Below are 21,680 nucleotides of genomic sequence, written 5' to 3'. Positions count from 1 at the left end.
CCGCACGGCTCCGGCCTGGGCAAGACGCGCTGGGTCGTCGAGCGGACCTTCGCCTGGCTGCACCAGTTCAAACGCCTTCGGATCCGCTACGAGATACGCGCCGACCTCCATCTCGGTCTGCTCCAACTCGCCTGCAGCATCATCTGCTTGAGACGACTCCGAACCGCATTCTGAAACGATCAGTTAGGCCAAATGCTCACCGAGCGCCAGGACGAACGGCTGCCGCAGTGGCTCGATGCCGTCAGACGACCTCCCCAGCCTCCACACCCTCGCCGCAGGCATCGACCGCGACCCCGATGCCGTCATCGTCGGCCTCAACCTGCCCTGGAGCTCGGGCGTCGTCGAAGGCCACGTCAACCGAATCAAGATGCTCAAACGTCAGATGTTCGGCCGGGCCGGCTTCGCCCACCTCCGCAAACGCGTCCTGCTCTACTCCTGAGACACAGGTCAGACCACATCATCAAGGAGCCCGAAGCCCTCCGGGAACCCTTCCAGGAACTCACGCCGCGCAGGGTCGGACTCCGCTTCGGCCATCGTCCCGAGCACGTCGATCAATTCGCTCCGCTGGTCGCTCGACAGCTTGCTGACCAGGTGGGAGACACCCTCCAGGACCTTGACGGCATCGTCCGGACCCATCTGCTCGTCTTCACTGCCCTCGATGAACGCCGCCCTCGCCATCCGCGACGCTCGCCGGCAGCCGGCCACCCAGGTGCTACGGCGGCAATCTGCCGGCCAGCTAGTACTCGCTGAGCATGCCGGCATTTCCACGAGACCTCGATGCTCTGCGGGACAAGTGCGCGAGCAGCTGGCCCGCGCCGACGGCCACGTAGAGCACGACCAGAACCCCGAGTCCGAGGTCGAGCCAGTCATAGGCCGCGCCCCTGAAGAACGAGGCCCACGCCCTGGCCCCCGCGACGGATCCGGCAACCACTAGCAGCACCGACGCCACGGCGTACAGCGCCTTTGCGGCCCTGGGCCGCCGCTCTTCGAGCAGTTCACCACCCGCACCGAGCACGACCAGCGCGGCGAAGGCATCGTGCGGCTCCAGACGCCCCGTCCCGATCGCGTCCACGATGTTGATCAGAACGCCGATCGACCCGACGACCAGGACACCTTGGGATATACGGCGGCTCATCAACCCTCGCCTTGCAGTCAAACTTCGTTGGCAAATGAAACAATCATCGCAGTCGTAGGACACCCCGAGGCGCTCCCCCCACCCCGCCCCGGTCGAGCGTGACGTAGAGCCGTCATACGCACCGACAGGGGCCGAGCTCAGGTACGCGACATCGGCTGGGCGCAGTAGCCATGACGGCGTCACGCAGCTGCATTGTTGAGTGCTGCACGACTACGCTGACGTCATGCCACCATCAGACTGGACACAGCTCACCGAAGCGCGGGGATGGCGCCGACTGGGAATCCTTTGCCGCCACGTCGTCAGGCGTCCTGTCCTGATCATCGCCCTCGCAGGGCTGACCTTCCTCATCACCAGATTCGGCAAAGACTTCCCCGTACTCTATGGCATGACCCCTCTGGGCGCCGTTCTGATCTCCAGGAGCATGGGCCGCTACCGTGCGGCCGATCCCGCTGACGAGATTGGCGACAAACCCTCAAGTTGAGGACCAGCGGTGAACTTGCACCTTCCTGGCCGGGGCCGGCCAGGGCCGTGGGGGCCCGCCCACGGGCCAGCGTCTGCGCACGGGACGGCAACGAGGATCAGGCGGCCGCGGGCGACAGCCGGCCACCGGGTGCCTGCCAACACCGAGAGCCTGTCCGCGGGTGGGACAAGTGGAACAGCCCGGTTCTCCCGGTGGAACGCTGGAACAGCGGCGAGCCTCACAACGACGCGGGCTCCGTATCCGATGCCAGACGGGCATGGAGTTCTACGTCGAAGCGGACGCCGTTGTATTCGAGTTTCTGTCGTTGCTGTCCTTCCACCGCGAAGCCAGCAATGCGGGCCACTCGGCATGAGGCGGGATTGTTCACCCGGTGCCCAAGCTCCAGCCGGAAGAGCTCCGCGTCATCGAAAGCCCAGCGGGCCACGGCACGGCAGGCACAGGAAGCAATGCCCCGGCCACGAGCCGTTGCCGTCGTCCAATAGGACACCCATCCAGTGCTATGACGCCGATCCACTTGGCTGACACACACCTGGCCGAGAACGAGATCATCGCCATCGACGACGGCGAAGGAATAGGCAGAGTCTGCAGTCCACTGGTCATCGCGAGCCGCTATCCACCGTTCGGCAGCCTGAACAGAATTGACTGGCTCGCTGGCCTGGCCACGCATGAGCGGATCCGCGAACGCGGCCATCACCGCCCAAGCGTCCTCGGCCCTCCATCCCCGCAACACCAGGCCAGAGGAAGCATCCACACGATCGCGCACGGCGCGAGTCTTCCTCAGCAGACATCGCCTGTCACCTCGGTTTTCCCCAGCAGCCGACAACCCAGCCAGGGAGCCAGGCTCTAAAGAACAACAGCGCGAGGAGGGAGCCGGGACCCGGTGAAGACCGGCACATGGCGGCAGTCACCGGCGCATTCCCCGCTGTGCCACGGCGAAAGGAGCGGCGAAGGCTCGGTGCTCGGCCCGGCGGATTCCTGGCCCGGCGACACCCAGGGCATCGACTCGGCCCTGACCTTCCTCCGCGCCAAGCAAGCCGAGGCCGCCCGTCTCGCCACGGTGGCGGCTACACCTGCCAGGCCGCCCACTCCGAGTTCTTCAACACGGGGCGGCAGCCGAAAGGCTGCGGATCACGACGACCCAGGCTGGGGCTCCTCGCCGTCGTAGGCAGCCAGCGCGGCCTGGCGGCATTCCAGCAGGTCGCCAAGGTCCTCGTGGGACACGTGCTCCTGGATCAGTGCCACCATGGCCCTGGCCTCGACCGAGGCCCATGCGTGCCGGGCGCGTTTGTTGGCGCGGCGCCTGGTGTCGCTGCGCAGGAAGCCCGCTCCCGCCGCGAACCCGGCAGAGGCCAGAGCGGCGAGGGCGGCAGGAACGCGTACGTCCGTCGAGGCCAGTCCTGCCGCTCCCGCCGTGCCCGCGAGCAGGGCCGCGGGAAAACCGAGGGCGATGTCCGTCTTGGCCCAGAACTCGGCCCGGCGGTGGGCGAGTTTCCTCTGGCGCGTCGCCTCGTCTCTCAGCCGCTCGATCTCGGCACGCAGGCGGTGCGCGAACTCGTCCGGGCTCAGGCGCGTGGTTCCGTCAGCGGAAGTGACCATATAGGCATTCCAACACGCATGCGCCAGAAGGTACTTGGCGAGCCCGGACAGCCTTCGGGCGCGACGGACGTGAGCTTCCCACAATGGTGTGCCGCCAAGTCGTGTAACCGATCTTGCAGGGCTGGGGGTGCGGTCAGTCTCTCGAACACCGCTCCCCCGGCCCTGCACGTTCCTTGCCGACAGGTACCACGAGCACTGCGTTAGGACCGTGCCCTACATGGCCATTTGGTAATTGAGCTGGTCATGGGGAGTGGACGGTGGGGATGGATTGTTCCGGACAGCTTGTGGCCGGAAGCGAGGCCGTTGCTGCCGTCGGCTCGCGTGCGTCCGCAGGGGGCAGGGTCGCGAACATCGATGATGAGGCGGTCTTCGCGGCGATCGTCTACGTGCTGGTGAGCGGGTGCGCCTGGCGGGCCTTGCCGCCGTGCTTCGGTGCGTCGAAGTCGACGGTGCACCGCCGTTTCGTCATCTGGTCGAGAGCCGGGGTGTGGGGCCGGCTGCATCAGAAGATTCTCCAGCTCCTGCACGAACAGGACTTGATCGACCTGTCCCGGGCGGTCCTGGACTCCGCGCATGTCCGCGCCAAAAAAGGGGCGAACTTGCAGGTCCGAGTCCCGTGAACCGGGGCAGACCAGGTTCCAGGATGCACGTCCTGTCCGACGCGGACGGACTGCCCCTACGCTTCGGACTCTCCGCGGCCAACACCCACGACAGCCAGGCTCTGAAGCCGATGCTGTCCCATTTCCACATGGGACACGAATCCCATGCGACGGAATCGAAGCCCCGCCGCCTTCACACCGACAAGGCGTACGACATCCCCCACCTGCCGCGATGGCTCTGGGGCAAGCGCATCGGCGTCCGTATCTCACGCAAGGGCATCGAATCCAGCGAGCGGCCCGGCCGCCGCAGGTGGGTCATCGAACGCACCATGTCCTGGCTGACCGGCTACCGCCGACTCAACCACCGCTACGAGCGGAACCAGGCAACTACCTGGCCTTTCTCGGACTCGCAGCCGCTCTCTGCTGCTACAAACGGTTCCTCAAGCTGACCATGTAGGACACGGTCTTAGGTGCTGCGGTAGTTGACATGCCGCGGCGGAGGGCGCCCGGTTCGGCTCGCTCCGTCGGACCCCTGCGGCGCGATCGCTGGTCAGGGCATACGGACCGGAGCACCCAGCCGGTAGCCGTCGTCGGTGGAGAACTCGGCGGCGACGGCGAAGCGATCCGCTCGGACGAGTGTCTGCCGCCACTCGACCTGGCGTCGGCTGGTGTCGTGACCGAGTCTGTCGATTGCGAACAGAGCTGTGGACTCTGGGCAGTCGAGCAGGGTGCGCTCTCCGCGGCCGGGCGCGACGGCCCGAATGCGCTCCCAGCCGCCACTGATGCGCGTGCCGCAGTGGCGTTCGAGCTCGTCATAGAGCGAGGTGTGCGTGAAGTCGACATCCAGGAGCGGGCGGGCCACGTCCGCAGGCAGCCACACGCGATCGACGGCGAGCGGGTTCTCGTCGGCGAGACGGAGGCGTTCGAGGTAGACGAGCGGTGTGGATTCCTCAAGTCCCAGACGGGCAGCAATGACACCGTCGGCGCGCTGGTCGAGCACACGAACGACGCTGCGCTGGACTGCGCCGACCTCCTCGACAGACCGGAAAAGGCTGTACGCCTCACCGACCTTCTGCTCCAGCGGGCGGTCGGCAGTGAAACGGGAGACCTTGCCGCGCCGGGCGGTGACGAGGCCGTCCGTACGAAGCTGACGGAGGGCCTCGCGAACCGTGTGCCGGCTCACCTGGTACTCGGCGACGAGGTCATGCTCGCCGGGGAAGACGTCGCGGAACTCGCCGTCTTCGAGGCGGCGCAGCAGGTCGGCGCGCAGCTGTGCCCACAGCGGTTTGCCCGCGGATCGGGTGAGGGGACGGGGATCAGGTCGGGAGGTCACCGTTGTCCTCCTGGGGCTCGGGGGTCGGACGGATACTACTGGCACAAGGCGAATGTTCGTACATTTGCAGGGGCGGCGCAAACCCGCACTCACCGGTTCCCCCGGGCAAAGGTGGTAGACCTGGGCCCGCAGGGGCCGGCCCGACGTGACCGCGTTGTGTACGCCAAAGGACGCGCGACGGGCTCGGATGCCCGTTGCTCGGGCGGCAGCCGATCAGCGTGGGCCGTCACCCGTCGCAGGGTGTACCAACTGCGGCCGTGCGGGAAAGCTCAGACGATCACGTCGATGAGCATGAACACAGCCATCGCGAGCAGCAGGGCGGCGAAAGTCCGTTGCAGGGCGGCGCCGGAGAGCTTGGCTGCCAGCCGCTTGCCGTCCCAGGCGCCGAGGACGGCGGCGCCCACGAACGGACCGAAAATCGCGAGGTCGAGGGACATTCCTCCGGCGGTTACGCGGGTGGCGAGGGACGCGACCGAGTTGATGAGGATGACCACGAGGCTGGTGCCGACGGCCGTCCGCATCGGCAGGCGGAGCACCGACACCAGGGCGGGTACGGCAAGGAAGCCGCCGCCGACACCCAGCAACCCGGTCACCGCACCCAGGCCGGCCCCGGCCGCTCCGGTGCGCAGGTACCCGGCCCGGCCGACAGTCCTCCCGTGGCTGTCGGCGGTGTCGGCGCCGCCCGCCTCTTCCGGCGTGTGACCGCCCGCACGCTGTGCGGTCACGCTGGTTCCGCCGGCTGCCCGGACGACGGACGTATCCGCAGGCCCGGGCGGACCGGAGAGGGACGCGCCGGACCCCAGTGCGGTGGCCTGCGAGGCCGCCTCGGACGCGGGGGCCTGGTGGGTGTGTACCGCGCGGAGACCACGCAGCATCACCACGGCGGCGAAAGCGGCCAGGACGGCGAACGCAGTGGTCAGCACGGTCTGCGGGATGCGGTGGGCGAGCATGGACGCCCCGATGGCGGGTACCACGCCGGCCGCGGCGAACAGGACGCCGGTCCGCCAGCGGATGTTGCCGGTGCCGATGTGGCGGACGAGGGCGATGACGGAGGTGACAGTGACGACGACCAGACTGGTGGTCCCCGCGTCGGCGGGCGCGACGCCCAGGAGATACACCAGGGCCGGGACCGCGAGCACACCCCCGCCACCGCCGAGCGCGCCGAGAGCCAGGCCGACCACGGCTCCGCAGAGCAGGGCGAGGATCAGTACGCTCACGCCGGGACGCCACCCGGGGTCGTGTCGGCGGGGTACTCGGCGTCACCGCGCCAGGCGGAGAAGCCGCCGCGCAGGTCGGTGGTGTCGAAGCCGCGGGCGCGCAGTACGGACGCGGCTACCGATGAGCGGTTGCCGCTCGCGCAGAACACGGTCAGCGGCTGGTCGGCCGGCAGCTCGCCCAGGCGGCCGACCAGTTCGGGCAGCGGGATGAGGCGAGCGCCGGGGATGGTGCCGCTTTCACGCACTTCGCCGGGGCCACGCACGTCCAGCAGCTCGAAGCCGTCCGCGTCCTTGGCGAGCCTGTCATCGAGGCCGGTGGCCTCCACGCGCACGACGGCGGTCAGGTATTCGGCGCCGACGGCGTCAACCGGGGTCGTCAAGGCGCCGAGGACGCGGTCGAAGCCGATGCGGGCGAGCCGGTTGCGGGCCTCGCGCGCGGTGGCCGGGTCGCCGCTCAGGATGATGCTCTCCTGCGCGTCGAGCACCTCGCCGGCGAGCTCGGCGAAGCGCCCGCCGAGGGGGACGTTGACCGCGCCAGGCAGGTGGGCGGAGGCGAACGACTCCGGGTCCCGCGTGTCCAGAACGATGGCGCCGCGCGCCCGGGCGTCGAGGAAGGCGGCCGGGTCGAGGGGGACGACGTGGGTGTTTTCGTCCAGGACTGGACGGGCCTGGCGATTGCGCACGGATGTGAACGCGAAGTAGGCGGGCGCGGCGGGCTGGCCTTCGGTCACAACGGAGACGAACTCACCCTCGGTCATGTCGGCCAGGGCGTAGTTGTTCAGACGCTGGTTGCCGATCGTGCAGCTCAGCTCGGTCGAGAGGTTCTTGCCGCAAGCCGAGCCGGCCCCGTGCGCCGGGTAGACACGTGTGTCGTCGGGGAGAGTGAGCAGGCGCTCCCGGGTGGAGTGGTACAGCGCGCGAGCCATGTCCTCGGCGGACCGGCCGCGGGCGCTGAGCAGGTCGGGACGGCCGACGTCGCCGATGAACAGCGTGTCTCCGGTGAGGACACCGTGGGGGATGGCGTCGTCGGCATGTTCGCGCACGACGACGCAGATCGACTCGGGGGTGTGGCCAGGGGTGTGCAGGATCTCCAGGTCGACCTCGCCGAGGCTGAGGTGCTCGCCATCGTCCAGGGGGTCGGTGTCGAAGTCGAGCGTGCCGGCGGAGCCATAGGAGATGCGGGCGCCGGTGCGCTCGGCCAGCTCCAGGTGACCGGAGAGGAAGTCGGCGTGGATGTGGGTCTCTAGGACCCGCTCGATGGTCAGGCCGTGACGCTCGGCGGTGGAGATGTAGTCGTTGACATCGCGTTGCGGGTCGACCACGACGGCCCGGCCGGTGGTGCGGTCGCCGACGAGGTACGAGGCGTGGGAGAGGCAGTCGAGGTAGAACTGCACGAAGACCAGCGGTCCGGTGTGGTTCGTCATGACGGGCTCCTGATGATGAGCGGTGACGGTGCGCCGGGGCATCGGGCCCAGGGCGCGGGTGACAAGGTCGGGCGAGCCGTGCGCCGTCTGTGCAGCGCGGCGACGGCAAGGTGGCCGAGAAGCAGGGTGGCGATGTACGCCGGGGCCGGGACCGCGGGTGCGACCCGCCGGTTCTCCGGCCGGTGCGGCGGTCGGATTCCCGCTTTCGGGCGTCGGATCAAGCGAGCCCGCGGAGCATGAGGTTCCAGTAGAGGAATGGCAGGCCGCGCCGCTTGAGGTACCACATGTCGGTGCGTTCGCGGATGGTGTTGATCACCGGGATCGACGGGGTGGGCTGACCGCTGTAGTCGAACTCGGCGAGCAGCATCTTGTTGCGGGCCGTGGTCAGCGGGCAGGAGGAGTAGCCGTGGTAGGCGGCGGTGGGTTCCCTGCCGTTCATCGAGGCGAGGAGATTCGCGACGACCACGGGCGCCTGCTTGCGCACGGCCGCGCCGGTCTTGGAGTTCGGGGACGATCCGACGTCTCCGAGGGCCCAGACGTTGGGGTACCTGACATGTCGCATGGTGTGTTTGTCGATCTCGACGTAGCCGGCCGGGTCGTCTGCTCCGGCGAGCGGGCTGCGCTTGATCCATTCCGGGGCGCTCTGCGGTGGGACGAGGTGGGCCATGTCGTACGGCAGAGTCTTCCTGCCTCCGGTGCCCAGCTCGGTGACGACCACCTCGCGGGCCTCGGGACGCACCTCGGTGACTTCGCTTCCGTAGTGGACGTTGATGCCGTACCGGCGGACCACATCATCGAGCACGCGCGCGAACTCCGGAACTCCGAAGATGGCGGCACCGGGTATCACGAGGTGGACGTCGATCTTGCCGAGGGCACCCTGTTGCCGCCAGTAGTCGGCGGCGAGGTATGCGATCTTCTGCGGGGCACCGCCGCACTTGATGGCTCCCGTCGGCATGCTGAACACCGCACTGCCCGAGCGGGTCCCGCGGATGAAGCGCCAGGTCGCGGGAGCAGTGTGCGGCAGGTAATTGCTCGACAGGCCGTCCTTGCCGAGCCCGGCCTCCAGGCCCGGCACCCGATCCCAGTCCAGCTGGATGCCGGGGCAGACCACCAGGTGGTCATAGGAGACGGTGCCGGTGTCATCCAGCGTCACCGACTGGGCTTCGGGGTCGATGGAGACCGCGGCGCGGCGGATCCACCGCACGCCCTTCGGCATCACGGTCTCCTGCAGGCGGACACTCTCCTTCAGCGGCGCTCGTCCGCCGCCTACCAGCGTCCACAACGGTTGGTAGTAGTGGCGAAGGCTCGGGTCGAGCACTGCGACGTCCTTTTCACCGGCACGGCGGAGCCGAGCCGCGACCGAGATACCTGCGGTCCCGCCGCCGATGATCACGGTCCGGTGGTGCTGCTTGGTCACCAAGGGAACCCTCCGATCAAATGTACGTACATTCACGTTAGGTGGCCCGGCACCAACAAGCAAGCCATCCTTGGGAGAATCGCAGAAATTGTACGTACATTTAAGTGCGGCCTCAGCTGGGCGCCCCTCCGCCTCACGCGCGGCCGGGCCCCTCTTCTCCCTGGCCCGCGCCGCATGCCCCGCCCTCCAGCAAGGGTCTCCGCCGCAATCCAGTGCTCAAGCTTCCCAGCGGGAGACCTTCTCGCCGCCGAAGGCCATGTGTTCGTGGCCGAGCGCGGCAGCCGCTCGGCCACCGCCTTGGCGCAGGTGGCGAGGCTGCGGCCGCTGGAGGTCCGTACGGCCGCGAGCAGGCGCCGGGAGCGCACGCTCGTTGAACTGAACGTAGCGGCAAGGAAACGGAGTTGGGACCCGCTGACCTGCCCGGCGGGCGGGAGGCAACGCCGAGGCAGCACCTGTTCCCCTTCATTTCACGGCCGTCCGGCCGTTTCCTTGAGTCAGAGCCCGACCGGGACCGCCGACCGGCGGCTTGCGTCCGCGCATCTGGCCCTCCGGATCACGGGCCGGACGTCGCAGAACCAGCCGGTGTCCTGGCGGGGTGTCTTGACCTGACGCATGAAGGGTCGATGAATCGCTTGCTCGTGCTGAAGCGATCGGTGGTCTCGGGCAGAGCAAGCTTGCCGGAGCCGATGAAGGTGAGGTCGTCGGTCAGACCTCGCTCGGCGAACATGCTGTAGACACGGGAGAAGCCCATCCTGCTCGTAGCCCGCCGCGGGCAGGCGGACAGCCTCTGCAAGCTCGCCGTGCAGCGATGCCGGCACGGGGATGCGGCTGTGCTGCCTGGCGTGCGCTGGCGTTGGGCGGCGGCGAGGAGGGCGGTGATGGTGGCGGGTTCTTGTCCGGTCAGGGAGGCGATGGTGGTGGCCGGGTAGCGCAGCACGTGGTGGAACAGGACGCTGTCGTCCTGGAGGGATGCGGCGGTGGGGCGGGGCCGTTGGTTGGTGAGGATGGTCAGGCGTGCGGTGAGGAGTTGCCAGGCGTGGGAGGTGGAGTTGGGGCGGGCGACGACGGTGGGCAAGTGGGTGACGAGGTGGCCGAAGGTGTCGGCCGGAATGGTGGAGGTCTGGGGCGGGGGAAGGGGCCGGGTGGTCTGCCACAGAGGTCGGAGGTCGGCGGGCCGTCCGTGCAGGGCGCGGACGAGGCGGTAGGTGGTCGGCCAGCGCGGGACGCCGGGGCCGTGGAACGCGTGGGTGATTTCCCGGGCGGTCAGGGCGTTGTCGCTGGCTTCGCGAATCGTGTCGGGGGCGGGTGCGGCGGCAGACAGGTGCAGGCCGCGGAGGAAGGCGCGGTACTGGTCGGCGGCTGCCTCGGGCTTGGCGGGCGGAGGAGTTGCCACGCTGTGGACGGTGTTCCACAGGGGCAGCAGGTCCGCGGGGTCGGCGGCGCAGGCGCGGGCTATCCCTTCGGTGACCCGCCAGGAGGGGTCGCGTTCGCCGTTCATGATGCGGGAGATGCAGGAGGGGTCGGCATTGATGCTGTAGGCGAGCTTGCGCAGGGTGCCGCCGCTCTGTCGCTGGACGTGGGAGAGGGCGCTGTCCAGTTACTGTGCAGGGAAAAGGGCTGGTCTGGGTGGGCCGGTGTCGGCGTCCGGGTCCGTGTCGCCGGGGGTGTCGGTGTTCTTGATGTCGGGCGGCCGCTGGCGAGGGATGAATACAGGGGCGCCGCCGATGGTGGGGGTCGTTCTGTGTGCGAGGGCCGACGTTCCATGCGGCGGGTGATGGCGTCGGAGGTCCACTTCTTGCACAGCCGGTCGGGGCTGAGTGCGAGGGCCGCGCCCAGCTCTTCCCAGGACTCGCCGTGGTCTCGGCCTCGGCGTACGGCGACGGCTTCGTAGTCTTCCCAGTGGCGTGCGATCACCGCGCGGTACTTCAGGAGGTCGGCGGAAGTCGCCCGGTTCTGAGTGCCGGCGAGGAGGCTGCTCATCGCTTGCAGGAGGTCGTCGGCGATCTGGAGGAGCAGGTCGTCGTGACGTGCCGGATCGGGCGCGGCTTCGTCTCCGGCCGCTTTTCGGCGGCTCGCCTGGTTACGGCAGTTGTCGCTGCAGTAGTCCCTGGGGCGGCCCGGCTTTCCGGTCTGCCGGACGAACTGGCCTTTCGCTGCCGAGCTGAGGACAGTCGCCCGGCAGGTGCCCTGGCAGCCGGTCCGGCTTCAGTTCCCCGGGGGATCGGGATCGTTGGCGTTGAGCAGGGTCAGGATCCGGGTGTGCAGGGCAGCCCGGACCGAGACAGGGGTCAGGACGTGGAGCGGGGTCGCCAGGCCGAGTAGGTACGTGGCCAGTTCGTCGGGGGTGGAGCCGCCGACGGTGACGAGGGTGGCGTGGGGGCCGTCGGCCTCGTGGGTACCGAGGTTACGGGGGATGAGGAGCAGGGCTTGGTTCAGAGGGAGAGGGACACGAACCGTGGCGTAAAGCGGGTAGCCGCTGGTGAGCATGTGGGAGACCAGGAGCGCGGCGTCCGGCGGGTCGGCGAGGTCGACCGGCTGGCCGGTCGGCTGGGCGTCGGTGACGCGGTCGGCGCGGAAGGTACGCCACTGGCCCCGCGCGACGTCCAGGGCGACCAGGTACCAGCGGTGGCCCGTGCGTACCAGGCGGTGGGGGTCGATGTCCCGCACCGTGGCCCGGTCCTGCCGATCACGGTAGGAGAGCCGGACACGCTCACCCCGCCGGCAGGCGGTGGCCAGTTCCAGCAGCACACCCGGGGAGACCAGGCGTTCATCGGACCGGGGGGTGTGGACGAACGCGGCGTCCAGTTCGGCCAACCGGTCCGCGATGTGCGCGGGCAGCAGTCTCTGGAGTTTCAGGAGGGCCGAGAGCGCTGCTTGGTCGGTACCGAGGACACCGCTGAGCGCCGCCTCGCGCAGGGCCACGGCCACGGCGAGCGCTTCCTCGTCGTCCAGGCTCAGCGGTGGCAACTTGCTGCTGCCGCCGCTGAGCCGGTACCCGCCCCAGGGGCCGGGGTCGGAGTCAATGGCGTAGCCGAGTTCGCGCAGCTTGGCGATGTCCCGCCGGACAGTGCGTTCGGTGACGTCCAGGCGTTCGGCGAGTTCGCTGTTGGTCCACGACGGGCGGGTGGAGAGCAGCGAGACCAGCCGCAGCAGCCGTGCGGAAGTGCTGATCACATGCCGGAGCGTAGGGCACGACCAGGACCGAAACTGTCCTGGTCCCGTCGTAGCGTCAGATCCACGAGGGAGACATCGGGTCCGGATTCGGTTCGGGCTTCCACATGCCCCCACCCACCCCTCAGGAATCGAGGAACGTCATGACCGTGCAGGACCTGGACGACTTCACAGCGCTGGAGCCGTTCTTCCGCATCGTCGGGGAGGGGCTCGACGGTCTGATCGATGGGGACCATTTCTTCGACTGGTTCACCGAGGATGCCGTCACCGAGTACGTGGTCACCGTGGCCGACTACCCGAGAAGGATCGAGGGCCGGGACGCACTTGCCGAGCTGTACCGCGGGTACGGGGACACGATGGTCGCGGAGAGCGCCGACGGCCTCGCCGTCCACCATGACCGTGAGACGTCGGTCGTCGTCCTCGAGTACGTGGTGCACGGTCGCGCGGTCGGAACGGGACGGGCGTACGAGAACCACTTCGTCTCCGTGATCACCATCCGGGACCGCAGGATCACGCACTGGCGGGACTACCTCGACCCGCTGGCCGTCCTCGACGCCCTCGGAATCTCCTTCCCTGCACGTCCCCGTTCAACGGACTGAACGGCCTCGCCGGCCGCCCGCCGGACGCGGTGCGCGACGGACGCCGCGGTCACCTCCACGCGGCCCGTGCCGGTGATCTCGCCGAGCAGTCCACGCCGGTCACGGCCCCGACAGAGGATCATTTTGCGGCCCGCCAGCCACCCCGGAGTTCTGCCGGCTCTCCATACCAGAAGGCGGCAGTTGTCTCCGGCGCAGGCAGGTGTCGGCCGGAGCGCGCCGCCAACAGCGGTCGTGGACGAGCCTGTCCCTCCGGCTCACGGCTCACGGCTCACGGCGGCCCGAGCGTTGACGCCGGCTGGTGCGGATGTCCATCGAGCGGAGTGCGGGGCCCAATCGGGATCCTTCGGTTTTTGACTCTCCGGACGAAATCGTTCTCGGCCGATGCAGTAGTCCACATCTTGCCTTCGGATACGGTCCGCATTACCACCTCGGGGCGGAACTCGCACGCGCCGAGTTGCGAGTAGCGATCGGCACACTCTTCACCAGCCTGCCCAACCTGCATCCTGCAAACTCGCTTGCGATGATTCCCTTCAAAGAGGGGCGGTTGATGCGCGGTCCAGAGTCTTTGATGGTCACCTGGTGACAGCACCCTCGCGGCCGTGCCTTCGGGTGGCGTTATCGGGGCGCCGGAACCTGATCGAGTGTGCGGCGTGACCGGAGATGGTCAAGCCCCCGGATACGGTCGAACCACTGACCGCGTTGGCGCGGCATGCGGTGGAGCCGGACGAGGTAGCTCGGCAACTGAGGCTGACCACCGAGAAGTCATGGAGCGGATACGGAGCGGTGCGCCGCGTTCTTCATGCTCGGTAGGACCGACTTCGTCGTCACCCATCATGAGAAGATCGTGATCATCACGTCTGAGTTGCGACTTGTCGCCGGCAGTGGCTGGTGTGCGATCGGGCTTGATGACGCTGGACGCGGGGAGTCGCTGCCCCCGCCCAGCTCGATCCAGCGGTCGATGCGGCCGTCGCTGTAGGCCTGCAGGTCTTGAACGCCGGCTCCTTCGTATCGGGTAACTGCCTTACGACAACGGAGTACTCAGCGTTCTCGCCGGTCTTCGCCGCCGTCCCCTCCGTTGTTCTTGCGTCCACTACTACGGCACCCCTTGTCTGAACGACGGGCTGTAAGGAGTGAGCCGTGCAGGAACCAGGGGCGCCAAAGGGCGGCAAGACTTCAACACACCGGACGTGGCAGGGAACGGCTCCGACCGTTCGCGGAGTTGCCGTGTCAGCCCAGGCGCAGGAGCCGCTCAGCGTTGCTGTGGGTGATTTTGTTCAGGTCGGCGTCGCTGAGAGGGAGATTGCGGAGGAACTCGGTGGCCTGGGTGCTCGACTCGTACGGGTAGTCGATGGCGAAGCAGATGTTGTCGATGCCGATGGCGAGGACGGCTCCCAGCAGTGCGCTGGTGGCGGTGACACCGCTGGTGGTGATGTGGAAGTTGTCGATGAAGTACTCGGAGGGCTTTTTGGCCAGGTTCACCTCGGTGTCGACGTAGGGCAGCCGGGTGTCGATCCGGGACAGGTGGAAGGGCAGCATCTCGCCCATGTGGCCGAGGATGACCTTGGCGGTAGGAAACCGGTCGAACAGACCACTGCAGATCAGGCGGAGCGCGTGGGCGCCGGTTTCGGCGGTCCACGCGTAGGTGGGGCCGATCAGCTCGGGGCGGCCTTCGAACACCGGCCAGCCCAGCGGGGCGCTGTTGGGGTGCAGATACAACGGCACGTCGTGTCCGGCGAGTGCTTCCCAGAACACCTGAAACTGTGGTTCGTCGAGGTAGTGGCCCAGGGTATGGCCGTTGACCAGAACGCCGGACAGGCCGAGGTCGTTCAGGGCCCGGTCGAGTTCGCGTACGGCGGCGGCCGGGTCCTGCAGGGGCATCGCGGCAAGCCCCGCGAACCGCTCCGGATGCTCTTCGACGACGCCGGCGAGGACGTCGTTGGCCAGTTGCGCGTCGGAGACGGCAATGGCGGCGTCGGGTTGCATCTGCACGCCGGGGGTGGTGAGAGACAGTACCTGCATGTCGACACCGTGCTCGTCCATGTCCTTCAGTCGCAGTTCGCTGAACTCGGGCAGCCGGCGTTCCAGCTCAGCCAGTACACCGGGCCGGAACTTCGTCGGCTGTTGGAGGGCGGCTCCGGCGGTGGCCATGCCGGGTACGCTGAAGGCTTCCTCGAGCGCAATGATCTTCATGGTGGTTCCCGTCTTCCTCGGTCGGCGTGTATCGAATCGGGCGGAGCGCACCGGATCGCCGCGGGAATCCGCACGGGCAGCGGCACGGTCCGGCACGTCCCGCGCATGCGCCACTGGGGATTCGCTGCTGTCCCCCGGGTCGGTCGAAGTGCCTCGCGGGTGAGGTCGGCGAGGATGGGGTAGCCGTCGATCGCCATGATGAGATCCACCTCGGCGAGCAGGGCGCGCAGCACATGCACGACGCCCGGTGTGCCGCCGGTCGCCAGCCCGTAGGCGTACGGTCGGCCCACGGCCACCGCAGTGGCGCCCAGCGCCAGCGCCTTGACGATGTCGGCGCCTGACCGGACGCCCGGGTCGAAGACAACCGGCAGTCCGTCCGCGGCATCCACCACGGCCAGGAGGGCGTCCAGGGCGGGCAGCCCGCCTTGGCCTGTCGGCCGCCGTGGTTGGAGCAGTACACCCCGTCCATTCCCGCGTCCCTCGCGCGCCGCACGTCGTCGGGCTGGCAGATGCCCTTCAGCAGCAAGGGCATCTGGGTGATCGAGCGCAGCCGTGGCAGGTCGTCCCAGGTCAGCGGATACCCGAAGGTCTTCGCCCAGTGGGCGACCGCAGTAGGCGGGTCGGCCTCGGGCATACGGTCCAGCCGGGAGCGGAAGACCGGGTCGGAGGTGTAGTTCGCCAGGCAGTTGCCGCGCAGCTGCGGGAAGTTGCTGGTGGACAGATCACGCGGCCGCCAGCCGGTGAGCCAGGTGTCCAGCGTGACCACGATGCCCTTGAAGCCAGCCGTCTCCGCGCGGTGCACCCGGCTCTCGGCCAGCTCCCGGTCGTCCGGGGGGTAGAGCTGGAAGAAGCCGGGAACCCCCTCGAACTGCTCCGCGACCTCCTCCATCGGATCGACCGTGAGAGTGGAGGCGTTCATCGGCGCTCCGGTTCCGGCTTCCGCCCGGGCGACGGCCAGGTCCCCGTGGCCGTCCTGGGCACACAGCCCGATCACACCGATCGGGGCCATCATCAGCGGGGACGGCAGCCGCAGACCGAAGAGGTCCACCGACAGGTCGCGCTCGACCGCGCCCACCAGCATCCGTGGTGATGAGCCCCCACCTGGTGAAGGCGTCGACATTGGCCCGCTGGGTGTGCTCGTTGCCGGCCCCGCCGGCGACATACGACACGAGGGACGGCGGCAGGGCGGCCCGAGCCCTGGCCTCCAGCTCTTCGAACGACATCGGGAACGGCGGTACGACGCCCCGCAGCCCGCCCTGGTAGATATCGTCCTGGTGGTCACCGAAATGCGCGGTCACCTGCAAGTCTCCTGACAGTCAGCGGACGGGCTGTTGGCGTGCCCGTCCGGTGCAGCATGAGTACGCGGTCCGCCGCCGTTCCTTCGCGGATCGGGCCTCAGCGGCACGGCCGTGAGTTCGAAAATGCTGCTTCGAATCTGGCGGACACCGGTGCCCGCCGCAAAGCGGCGCTGATCCACTCGGCCCACCCAGGTCGTCCCACTCGCTGCCGCATTGACCCGGACGTGTGCATCACCCGGCCCGGCCCCCGAGCGGGGCGAGTGCGGTGACGTGTGCGGCTGAGGGTGGGCGGCGCCGGCCGGAGGTGGTGGTGGTTCCCGAGGCGGGCGGCCCACCGGCTTCGACAGCGAGCGCTACAAGAAACGCAACACCGTCGAACGCACCATCAACCGTCTCAAAGGCTTCCGCGCCGTCGCCACCCGCTACGAGAAACGCGCCTACATCTACCTCGGCACCGTCACAGTCGCAGCCCTCGTCATCTGGCTCAGAACATGATCCGAGCAGTGCCTCATGGCCCCGGGATGTGTTCGGCCCGGTAGGCCGGAGTGGGCCTCGCGAAGTAGGTAACGGAGGACGGATACCGCCTGGGCAGTCGCGCCCCAGTGGCCCCGTTGATGCTCCCCTCTCCCGTCCCCACCCGTTCTGGCATGATGCGCGCTGTCAGTGCCCGGGAGGGCTGCGCCGTTCGCAGAGGAGGGGCCGTGTTCGACGGACTGGAGCCGGAGGACCCGCGGCAGGTGGGGCGGTACCGGATCGTGGCGCGGATCGGCGCGGGCGGCATGGGGCAGGTGTACCTGGGACGTTCGCCCGGTGGTCGCCCGGTCGCGCTGAAGGTGGTACGGCCGGAGCTGGCCCGGGACATAGACTTCCGGCGCCGCTTCGATCGTGAAGTGACGGCCGCCCGCAGGGTGAACGGGGCCTTCACCGCCGGGGTTGTCGACGCCGACCCCGACGGCTCCCCGGCCTGGCTGGCGACCGTCTACGTATCCGGTGTGTCGCTGGGCGAGGCGGTTGCCCAGCACGGGCCGTGGCAGGCCGGGCACGTGCTGGCACTCGGCGCCGGTCTGGCGGAGGCCCTGGAAGCGATCCACGCCGCCGGCGTCGTGCACCGCGATCTGAAACCCTCCAATGTCCTGCTGGCCCCCGACGGCCCCCGAGTGATCGACTTCGGCATTTCGACAGCGAGCGAGGCCAGCGCGCTGACCCACACCGGCATGACGATCGGCACGCCCGGCTTCATGTCCCCGGAACAACTCACCGGTCGGCCCATCGGGCCCCCCAGCGACGTCTTCGCGCTCGGCGCGGTACTCGCCTACACCGCCGCCGGCATCGGCCCGTTCGGCACCGGCACCCCTCACGCCCTGCACTTCCGCGCCGTATACGAGGAGCCCGACCTCGACGCTCTTCCCCTGGAACTGCGCCAGACCGTGGCGGCCTGCTTGGCCAAAGAGCCCGACCAGCGGCCGACCGTAGCCGACCTGCTGCACCGCATGACCACCCCGGGCGAGCGGGATACGGCCGAAGCAACGCCCCTGCTCACGGAGCCCGACTGGATGCCCGACGAGGTCGACCGGCTGGTCCGGGCGAAGGCCGCCACCCCGCTGCCCCGCAACCCCGCCTCGACGCCCGCACTTGCCGCAGCACCGACCCCCACCGCGCCGGACATGCCCGCCGCACTGCACGGAGCCACGCCCGAACCGCTGCAGACGCCTGCCGCGTCCGCGACACCCGCCGCAACCGACACCTCTCCAGCCACCGCCCCGGCCCTGCACGACGAGCCCACCCAGACCGCAGACCACGCCGCGCAAAGCCAAAGCCCCGGCGACATGCCGCCTCCCCTCTCCCGGCGCAGCGCCCTGTTCGCCCTGACGGGTACGGCAGCCGCCGTAGGACTGGCCGTCGCGGTCTGGAAGACCGCCGACGGGGGTTCCGGCTCCGCCGGCTCGCCCTCCGCCCTTCAGCCATCCGCACGGAAACCAGCCCGTACCACCACTCCGCCGGCCCCCCGAAAGCCCGGCCAGCAACTCTGGTCCTTTCGTACCGACGACGAGGTGAAGTCGACGCCAACCATCGCGAACGGCGTGGTCTACTTCGGCAGCAACGACAACAATGTGTACGCGCTGGACGCTGCCACGGGCAAGAAGCACTGGTCCCTCGACACCGGCAGTGTCGTCTACTCGTCGTCTGTTGTCGCGGGCGATCTCCTCTATGTGGGCACCTACCTCAACGGCCTGTACGCGGTGGACGCCGCAACCGGCAAAAGACGCTGGGTCTTCGGCGACGGATCGATATTCTGGTCGCCGGTCGTGGTCGACAACGTCGTCTACGTCGGAAGCAGCGACGGGCACCTCTACGCGGTGGACGCGGTAACAGGCAAGAAAAGATGGGACTTTCGCTGCCGCAAGAATGGCGATGTGACAGAGGCGCCGGTCGTGGTGAGCGGTGTCGTGTACTTCGCCAGCGACGACGATCATCTCTACGCGCTGGACGCCAAGACGGGAAAACGACGTTGGGCCTTCCCCGTCCTCGACGGCGTGAACTCCGCCCCGGTCGTGGCCAACGGCCTGGTTTACATCTCCAGTAGTCGCTTGTACGCGGTGAATGCCGCGACAGGGCAGCAGCAGTGGTCCCGCGCCGGTGCCAAATACAAGAACGTAGGTGCCGGCAACCGCGCTCTCTTGTCGCCGACTGTGGCCGATGGCGTGGTGTACGTCGGCGACAGCATCGAGTATCTGTTCGCTCTGGACGCCGCGACAGGCAAGAAGCGCTGGGCTTTCGAAACCGAAAGCACTGTCTTCTCCGCCGCGGCTGTAGCAGACGGGGTGGTCTACGTGTGCAGTGAGGACAGTCATCTGTACGCGGTGGACGCGCGAACAGGGAAGAAGCGCTGGGCCTTTCGCACGGGCGCTGGTCTGGAGTCCTCCCCGACGGTGGCGGGCGATGTAGTCTACGTCGGCAGTAAGGACCACGCTCTGTACGCCATCCAGACATGACGGCAGAATGCGGTTGCCGGCCCACCGATCGGCCAGGTCGGTGAGGAAGTCTTCGGTGGCGGCCAGAACCTCGCGGTAGCTCTGGTCTCCGGGGAAGGGCTCGTCGATGTGCCGGCCTCGTATCGGTGCAAGAGCTTCCTGCGGACAGCCGTTGAGGCGTCCGTAGTTGCATTCACGCAGGCGGGGATCGTGGTGGATCGGGAGTGTGGTGCCCGCGAAGGCGATCCGCGCGGTGTCCATCGCGCGGTGCAGATCGGAGGTGAACACCGCCGCGATGCCGTCGTTGCGGCGGCGATCGCCGAGTTCCCGGGCCTGTCGGCGGCCGGCTGCTGAGAGGACGCCCGGCAGCCAGCCGGTGGCGATTCCGCCTCGTTGTCGGTGGTGGTGGCGTGGGTCTCGTAGACGAGTTGGATCGATGTCATCGCCCTGCTGTTCATGGTCAGGCCGCCTTGGGAGGACGTCCGCCCCCGGATGCCTTTCTCGCTGCGGATGCGGGCATGCTCCTTGCGCTGTGCAGCGAGGACGTCGGGGTGGTGGGCGCTGGCGTTGCGCCAGCGAAGGTAGCGGTGAAGGGGCCCGGGTCTGTGCGGGGTAGCTGTGGTGCTGGGAGTGGGACAGGGCGAACTGCCACAGCGGGCCGAGGTGGGCCTCGATCGGGTTGGCCCAGGAGGCGTAGGTCGGGGTGAAGCACAGCTCGACCTTGTTCTTCTGCGACCAGCGGCGGATGTCCTGGCCGGTGTGGGCGGAGAGGTTGTCCAGGATGATGTAGATCGGGGCGCCGTCGGGTCGGGCGGCGCGGTTGACTTCAGCGCGGCCGGGGTGTTGGCGGTGCCTTTGCGGCGGCGGTTGACGCCCCACAGTCGATCGTTGCCGACGAAGTAGCACCCGTGGAAGTAGGTGACGCCGTGGGTGCGGTGGTAGGTCGCTGGCAGGCGATCGGGCTTGCCCTGCTTCGCCCAGCAGGAACCTGCCGTGGGGGCGGATCCCGAGGGGGCCGAACTCGTCGAAGGCGAAGACGCGGTCCGGGAAGTGCGCCAGGACGCGCTCGAGGCGGTCGAGCTTGAAGTCGCGATCGGATTCGGGGGGGCTCCTTCCAGGTCTTGGTGCGCTGGAAGGTGATGCCGCGGCGCCGGAGCAGGCACCGTATCGCTTCGCGACCGATCCGGATGACGCGTCCGTGCACTTTCCGCAAGTAGGCGACGAGTCTGCGGATCGACCAGCGGGTGAAGGGCTGGCCGAACTTGGTGGGGCGGGTGGTGGCCGGTTGCCGCGCATCCAACCGTTCCAACCGACACCCGGCGAACCTTCCCGGTCACAGCACCAGCACGGGCAGGGCCCAGGTGTGAGCGGTTCCGATGGGCCAGGCGTTCGACGAGTACGGGCGGATCGCCAAGCCCCTGCACCTGCTGCGGGTCAGTGACCCGGTCGATGACGCCTACCGTCGGCGGATGAGCCGACAGCTCACCGGCCAGGAGCCGCGGCGCAAGCCAGAGCGTCGGTGACAAGGAGGGCGTGTTGGTCGTCGGGGGACACCCGCGTGCTGGGGGTAGGCAAGCACGCTCTACACCTTGGCGCTACCCAGCATCCGGGCCAGTCCGTAGTGGAAGCGATCGTCGAAGGAGTCGGCGACCATAAGTTCCTCGCCGACCCGGGAGAGTGCGGGATAGGCACCGGTGGCGACGAGTTCGTGGAAAGAGCCGCGGGGGTTGTCGCACGGTGTCTGTTCCTCTTGGGTCAGGCCCAGGGTGAAATAGACGATCGACCAGCACAGACGGGCCGCCTCCGGCTCCTTGAACCCGGCGTCCAGCAGTGCGGCGACGATGATGTCGGCGACACGCAGAGTCTTGCCCGTGCCGGCGAAGGTTCCCGCTACCAGGCGGCCGCCGTCGCGGTGCGCGAGCATGGCAGCCCGGTAGCGGGTGGCGACCGTCCGGACCCGCCCGACCGGGTCTTCGGGCAGGTCCGTGACGTCGACGGAGCCGACGATGTGGTCGGCCAGTGTCTCGATGAGGGTCTGTTTCGTCTTCACGTACCAGCTGACCGAGTTGAGGTGGGAGCCGAGGGTGCGGGCGACGCCGCGCAGCGTCAACTTGTCGAGTCCTTCGGTCTCGAGCGTGGAGAACGCCGCCTCGATCACGTCGTCCAGCGTCCAGCGCATCCTCGTGCTCCGTCCCTTCTCCGTCGCCCGTCGGCGAGTGCCTGGTCATGCTACAAGTGGGCAGCTCAC

The 21,680-nt window shown here is 68.5% G+C and carries 18 protein-coding genes and 6 pseudogenes; 9 read left to right on the top strand and 15 right to left on the bottom strand.

What is annotated here, in order from left to right; all coding sequences use genetic code 11:
• Together ACWCPY_RS37755 and ACWCPY_RS37750 are read left to right on the top strand one after the other, a co-directional pair.
• Positions 1-174: transposase (locus ACWCPY_RS37755; protein ID WP_451272862.1), on the top strand; the 174-nt coding region annotated here is incomplete at its 5' end.
• 61 nt (positions 175-235) lie between these two features.
• Positions 236-439 (top strand): hypothetical protein, encoded by a 204-nt coding sequence (locus ACWCPY_RS37750; RefSeq protein ID WP_451272864.1) that lies wholly within the window; start codon positions 236-238, stop codon positions 437-439.
• Positions 440-447: 8 nt separating this feature from the next.
• Here ACWCPY_RS37750 and ACWCPY_RS37745 read toward each other — a convergent pair whose 3' ends face one another.
• Together ACWCPY_RS37745 and ACWCPY_RS37740 are read right to left on the bottom strand one after the other, a co-directional pair.
• Positions 448-678 (bottom strand): hypothetical protein, encoded by a 231-nt coding sequence (locus tag ACWCPY_RS37745; protein WP_451272856.1) that lies wholly within the window; start codon positions 676-678, stop codon positions 448-450.
• 58 nt (positions 679-736) lie between these two features.
• On the bottom strand, positions 737-1,135 hold the full coding sequence (locus ACWCPY_RS37740; protein ID WP_451272854.1) for a hypothetical protein: 399 nt from the start codon (positions 1,133-1,135) through the stop codon (positions 737-739).
• Between the two features lie 199 nt (positions 1,136-1,334).
• Between ACWCPY_RS37740 and ACWCPY_RS37735 the strand changes: the two genes are divergently transcribed.
• Positions 1,335-1,616, top strand: a complete 282-nt coding sequence (locus ACWCPY_RS37735) for a hypothetical protein (protein WP_451272852.1) — start codon at positions 1,335-1,337, stop codon at positions 1,614-1,616.
• A 217-nt stretch (positions 1,617-1,833) separates the two neighbouring features.
• Here the strand turns inward: ACWCPY_RS37735 and ACWCPY_RS37730 are convergent, their stop codons facing one another.
• Together ACWCPY_RS37730 and ACWCPY_RS37725 are read right to left on the bottom strand one after the other, a co-directional pair.
• The gene (locus tag ACWCPY_RS37730; RefSeq protein WP_451272850.1) at positions 1,834-2,379 is read right to left on the bottom strand and encodes a GNAT family N-acetyltransferase; all 546 of its coding nucleotides are present in this window, start codon (positions 2,377-2,379) and stop codon (positions 1,834-1,836) included.
• Between the two features lie 365 nt (positions 2,380-2,744).
• A complete protein-coding gene (locus tag ACWCPY_RS37725) occupies positions 2,745-3,212 on the bottom strand; it encodes a hypothetical protein (protein WP_451272848.1) in 468 nt (155 codons plus the stop codon).
• 243 nt (positions 3,213-3,455) lie between these two features.
• Here ACWCPY_RS37725 and ACWCPY_RS37720 point away from each other — a divergent pair.
• Positions 3,456-4,268 (top strand): annotated as a pseudogene (locus ACWCPY_RS37720) (IS5 family transposase).
• A 93-nt stretch (positions 4,269-4,361) separates the two neighbouring features.
• Here the strand turns inward: ACWCPY_RS37720 and ACWCPY_RS37715 are convergent.
• The 6 genes and pseudogenes from ACWCPY_RS37715 to ACWCPY_RS37690 all read right to left on the bottom strand — a co-directional run bounded on the left by ACWCPY_RS37715 (position 4,362) and on the right by ACWCPY_RS37690 (position 12,376).
• The gene (locus ACWCPY_RS37715) at positions 4,362-5,144 is read right to left on the bottom strand and encodes a GntR family transcriptional regulator (RefSeq protein WP_451272846.1); all 783 of its coding nucleotides are present in this window, start codon (positions 5,142-5,144) and stop codon (positions 4,362-4,364) included.
• A gap of 269 nt (positions 5,145-5,413) precedes the next feature.
• A complete protein-coding gene (locus ACWCPY_RS37710) occupies positions 5,414-6,361 on the bottom strand; it encodes a sulfite exporter TauE/SafE family protein (protein WP_451272844.1) in 948 nt (315 codons plus the stop codon).
• Entirely contained in the window at positions 6,358-7,785 is a 1,428-nt protein-coding gene (locus ACWCPY_RS37705; protein WP_451272842.1) for an MBL fold metallo-hydrolase, read from the bottom strand. The genes ACWCPY_RS37710 and ACWCPY_RS37705 overlap by 4 nt, the downstream gene beginning before the upstream one ends.
• A 217-nt stretch (positions 7,786-8,002) precedes the next feature.
• On the bottom strand, positions 8,003-9,205 hold the full coding sequence (locus ACWCPY_RS37700) for an FAD-dependent oxidoreductase (protein WP_451272840.1): 1,203 nt from the start codon (positions 9,203-9,205) through the stop codon (positions 8,003-8,005).
• Between the two features lie 1,429 nt (positions 9,206-10,634).
• Positions 10,635-10,799, bottom strand: a pseudogene (locus tag ACWCPY_RS37695) (helix-turn-helix domain-containing protein); the annotation flags it as partial.
• Between the two features lie 608 nt (positions 10,800-11,407).
• Positions 11,408-12,376: a helix-turn-helix transcriptional regulator gene (locus tag ACWCPY_RS37690; protein WP_451272838.1), complete on the bottom strand. Its 969-nt coding sequence runs from the start codon at positions 12,374-12,376 to the stop codon at positions 11,408-11,410.
• Positions 12,377-12,516: 140 nt separating this feature from the next.
• On the opposite strand from ACWCPY_RS37690, the gene ACWCPY_RS37685 reads away from it, so the two are divergent.
• Positions 12,517-12,972: a nuclear transport factor 2 family protein gene (locus ACWCPY_RS37685; RefSeq protein ID WP_451272836.1), complete on the top strand. Its 456-nt coding sequence runs from the start codon at positions 12,517-12,519 to the stop codon at positions 12,970-12,972.
• 304 nt (positions 12,973-13,276) lie between these two features.
• The gene (locus ACWCPY_RS37680; RefSeq protein WP_451272834.1) at positions 13,277-13,555 is read left to right on the top strand and encodes a hypothetical protein; all 279 of its coding nucleotides are present in this window, start codon (positions 13,277-13,279) and stop codon (positions 13,553-13,555) included.
• 644 nt (positions 13,556-14,199) lie between these two features.
• Here the strand turns inward: ACWCPY_RS37680 and ACWCPY_RS37675 are convergent.
• Together ACWCPY_RS37675 and ACWCPY_RS37670 are read right to left on the bottom strand one after the other, a co-directional pair.
• Positions 14,200-15,162, bottom strand: a complete 963-nt coding sequence (locus ACWCPY_RS37675) for an amidohydrolase family protein (protein ID WP_451272832.1) — start codon at positions 15,160-15,162, stop codon at positions 14,200-14,202.
• A 143-nt stretch (positions 15,163-15,305) separates the two neighbouring features.
• Positions 15,306-16,460 (bottom strand): annotated as a pseudogene (locus ACWCPY_RS37670) (alpha-hydroxy-acid oxidizing protein); the annotation flags it as partial.
• A gap of 312 nt (positions 16,461-16,772) precedes the next feature.
• Between ACWCPY_RS37670 and ACWCPY_RS37665 the strand changes: the two are divergent.
• Together ACWCPY_RS37665 and ACWCPY_RS37660 are read left to right on the top strand one after the other, a co-directional pair.
• A pseudogene (locus ACWCPY_RS37665) lies at positions 16,773-16,955 on the top strand (IS5/IS1182 family transposase); the annotation flags it as partial.
• A 260-nt stretch (positions 16,956-17,215) separates the two neighbouring features.
• Entirely contained in the window at positions 17,216-19,453 is a 2,238-nt protein-coding gene (locus ACWCPY_RS37660) for an outer membrane protein assembly factor BamB family protein (RefSeq protein ID WP_451272830.1), read from the top strand.
• Between the two features lie 63 nt (positions 19,454-19,516).
• Here the strand turns inward: ACWCPY_RS37660 and ACWCPY_RS37655 are convergent.
• Positions 19,517-19,765 (bottom strand): annotated as a pseudogene (locus tag ACWCPY_RS37655) (histidine phosphatase family protein); the annotation flags it as partial.
• Between the two features lie 127 nt (positions 19,766-19,892).
• A pseudogene (locus ACWCPY_RS37650) lies at positions 19,893-20,714 on the bottom strand (IS630 family transposase); the annotation flags it as partial.
• 94 nt (positions 20,715-20,808) lie between these two features.
• Here ACWCPY_RS37650 and ACWCPY_RS37645 point away from each other — a divergent pair.
• Positions 20,809-20,955 (top strand): hypothetical protein, encoded by a 147-nt coding sequence (locus ACWCPY_RS37645; RefSeq protein WP_451272828.1) that lies wholly within the window; start codon positions 20,809-20,811, stop codon positions 20,953-20,955.
• Positions 20,956-21,014: 59 nt separating this feature from the next.
• Here the strand turns inward: ACWCPY_RS37645 and ACWCPY_RS37640 are convergent, their stop codons facing one another.
• Positions 21,015-21,611 (bottom strand): TetR/AcrR family transcriptional regulator C-terminal domain-containing protein, encoded by a 597-nt coding sequence (locus ACWCPY_RS37640; protein ID WP_451272826.1) that lies wholly within the window; start codon positions 21,609-21,611, stop codon positions 21,015-21,017.
• Positions 21,612-21,680: the final 69 nt, after the last annotated feature.

Source organism: Streptomyces sp. NPDC002403 (genome assembly GCF_053593015.1).
Note: the sequence above shows the minus strand (reverse complement) of the source record. Positions and strands in the feature narration are given on the sequence as shown.